This window comes from Streptomyces sp. NPDC031265 (assembly GCF_055570295.1).
In genome coordinates, this window is sequence record NZ_JBVIHM010000066.1 from 1 (window position 1) to 2,719 (window position 2,719).

A 2,719-nucleotide genomic window follows, 5' to 3' on the forward strand; every position below is an offset into this window, starting at 1 on the left:
CGGCTCGTTTAAGAGACACCCAAGTAGCACGGGGCCCGAGAAATCCCGTGTGAATCTGGCGGGACCACCCGTTAAGCCTAAATATTCCCTGGTGACCGATAGCGGATAGTACCGTGAGGGAATGGTGAAAAGTACCGCGGGAGCGGAGTGAAATAGTACCTGAAACCGTGTGCCTACAAGCCGTGGGAGCGTCGCGCATTGAGTTTACTTAATGCGTCGTGACTGCGTGCCTTTTGAAGAATGAGCCTGCGAGTTAGCGGTGTGTAGCGAGGTTAACCCGTGTGGGGAAGCCGTAGCGAAAGCGAGTCCGAACAGGGCGTTTGAGTTGCACGCTCTAGACCCGAAGCGGAGTGATCTAGCCATGGGCAGGTTGAAGCGGAGGTAAGACTTCGTGGAGGACCGAACCCACCAGGGTTGAAAACCTGGGGGATGACCTGTGGTTAGGGGTGAAAGGCCAATCAAACTCCGTGATAGCTGGTTCTCCCCGAAATGCATTTAGGTGCAGCGTCGTGTGTTTCTTGCCGGAGGTAGAGCACTGGATAGGCGATGGGCCCTACCGGGTTACTGACCTTAGCCAAACTCCGAATGCCGGTAAGTGAGAGCACGGCAGTGAGACTGTGGGGGATAAGCTCCATGGTCGAGAGGGAAACAGCCCAGAGCATCGACTAAGGCCCCTAAGCGTACGCTAAGTGGGAAAGGATGTGGAGTCGCAGAGACAACCAGGAGGTTGGCTTAGAAGCAGCCACCCTTGAAAGAGTGCGTAATAGCTCACTGGTCAAGTGATTCCGCGCCGACAATGTAGCGGGGCTCAAGCGTACCGCCGAAGTCGTGTCATTCATACACATAGGGCCAACGCCTGTATGGATGGGTAGGGGAGCGTCGTGTGCCGGGTGAAGCCGCAGCGGAAGCTAGTGGTGGACGGTTCACGAGTGAGAATGCAGGCATGAGTAGCGATACACACGTGAGAAACGTGTGCGCCGATTGACTAAGGGTTCCTGGGTCAAGCTGATCTGCCCAGGGTAAGTCGGGACCTAAGGCGAGGCCGACAGGCGTAGTCGATGGACAACCGGTTGATATTCCGGTACCCGCTTTGAAACGCCCAGTATCGAATCCATTAATGCTAAGGCCGTGAAGCCGTTCCGGACCCTTCGGGGAAAGGAAAGTGGTGGAGCCGTCGATCCAAGGTGGTAGTAGGTAAGCGATGGGGTGACGCAGGAAGGTAGTCCAGCCCGGGCGGTGGTAGTCCCGGGGTAAGGGTGTAGGCCGTGTGATAGGCAAATCCGTCACACATTGAGGCTGAGACCTGATGCCGAGCCGATTGTGGTGAAGTGGATGATCCTATGCTGTCGAGAAAAGCCTCTAGCGAGTTTCATGGCGGCCCGTACCCTAAACCGACTCAGGTGGTCAGGTAGAGAATACCGAGGCGTTCGGGTGAACTATGGTTAAGGAACTCGGCAAAATGCCCCCGTAACTTCGGGAGAAGGGGGGCCATCACTGGTGATCGGATTTACTCCGTGAGCTGGGGGTGGCCGCAGAGACCAGCGAGAAGCGACTGTTTACTAAAAACACAGGTCCGTGCGAAGCCGTAAGGCGATGTATACGGACTGACGCCTGCCCGGTGCTGGAACGTTAAGGGGACCGGTTAGTCACTCTTCGGGGTGGCGAAGCTGAGAACTTAAGCGCCAGTAAACGGCGGTGGTAACTATAACCATCCTAAGGTAGCGAAATTCCTTGTCGGGTAAGTTCCGACCTGCACGAATGGCGTAACGACTTCTCGACTGTCTCAACCATAGGCCCGGTGAAATTGCACTACGAGTAAAGATGCTCGTTTCGCGCAGCAGGACGGAAAGACCCCGGGACCTTTACTACAGTTTGATATTGGTGTTCGGTTCGGCTTGTGTAGGATAGGTGGGAGACTTTGAAGCGGCCACGCCAGTGGTTGTGGAGTCGTCGTTGAAATACCACTCTGGTCGTGCTGGATGTCTAACCTGGGTCCGTGATCCGGATCAGGGACAGTGTCTGATGGGTAGTTTAACTGGGGCGGTTGCCTCCTAAAGAGTAACGGAGGCGCCCAAAGGTTCCCTCAGCCTGGTTGGCAATCAGGTGTTGAGTGTAAGTGCACAAGGGAGCTTGACTGTGAGACCGACGGGTCGAGCAGGGACGAAAGTCGGGACTAGTGATCCGGCGGTGGCTTGTGGAAGCGCCGTCGCTCAACGGATAAAAGGTACCCCGGGGATAACAGGCTGATCTTCCCCAAGAGTCCATATCGACGGGATGGTTTGGCACCTCGATGTCGGCTCGTCGCATCCTGGGGCTGGAGTCGGTCCCAAGGGTTGGGCTGTTCGCCCATTAAAGCGGTACGCGAGCTGGGTTTAGAACGTCGTGAGACAGTTCGGTCCCTATCCGCTGCGCGCGCAGGAATATTGAGAAGGGCTGTCCCTAGTACGAGAGGACCGGGACGGACGAACCTCTGGTGTGCCAGTTGTCCTGCCAAGGGCATGGCTGGTTGGCTACGTTCGGAAAGGATAACCGCTGAAAGCATCTAAGCGGGAAGCCTGCTTCGAGATGAGTATTCCCACCTCCTTGAGAGGGTAAGGCTCCCAGTAGACGACTGGGTTGATAGGCCAGATGTGGAAGCCTCGTAAGGGGTGGAGCTGACTGGTACTAATAGGCCGAGGGCTTGTCCTCAGTTGCTCGCGTCCACTGTGTTAGTTCTGAA

Annotated in this window: 1 rRNA gene; it reads left to right on the forward strand. The window is 56.1% G+C overall.

The window, feature by feature from the left end:
* Nucleotides 1-2,688: ribosomal RNA gene (locus ACZ499_RS40030) — 23S ribosomal RNA — on the forward strand; the annotation flags it as partial.
* Between the last annotated feature and the right edge of the window lie 31 nt (nt 2,689-2,719).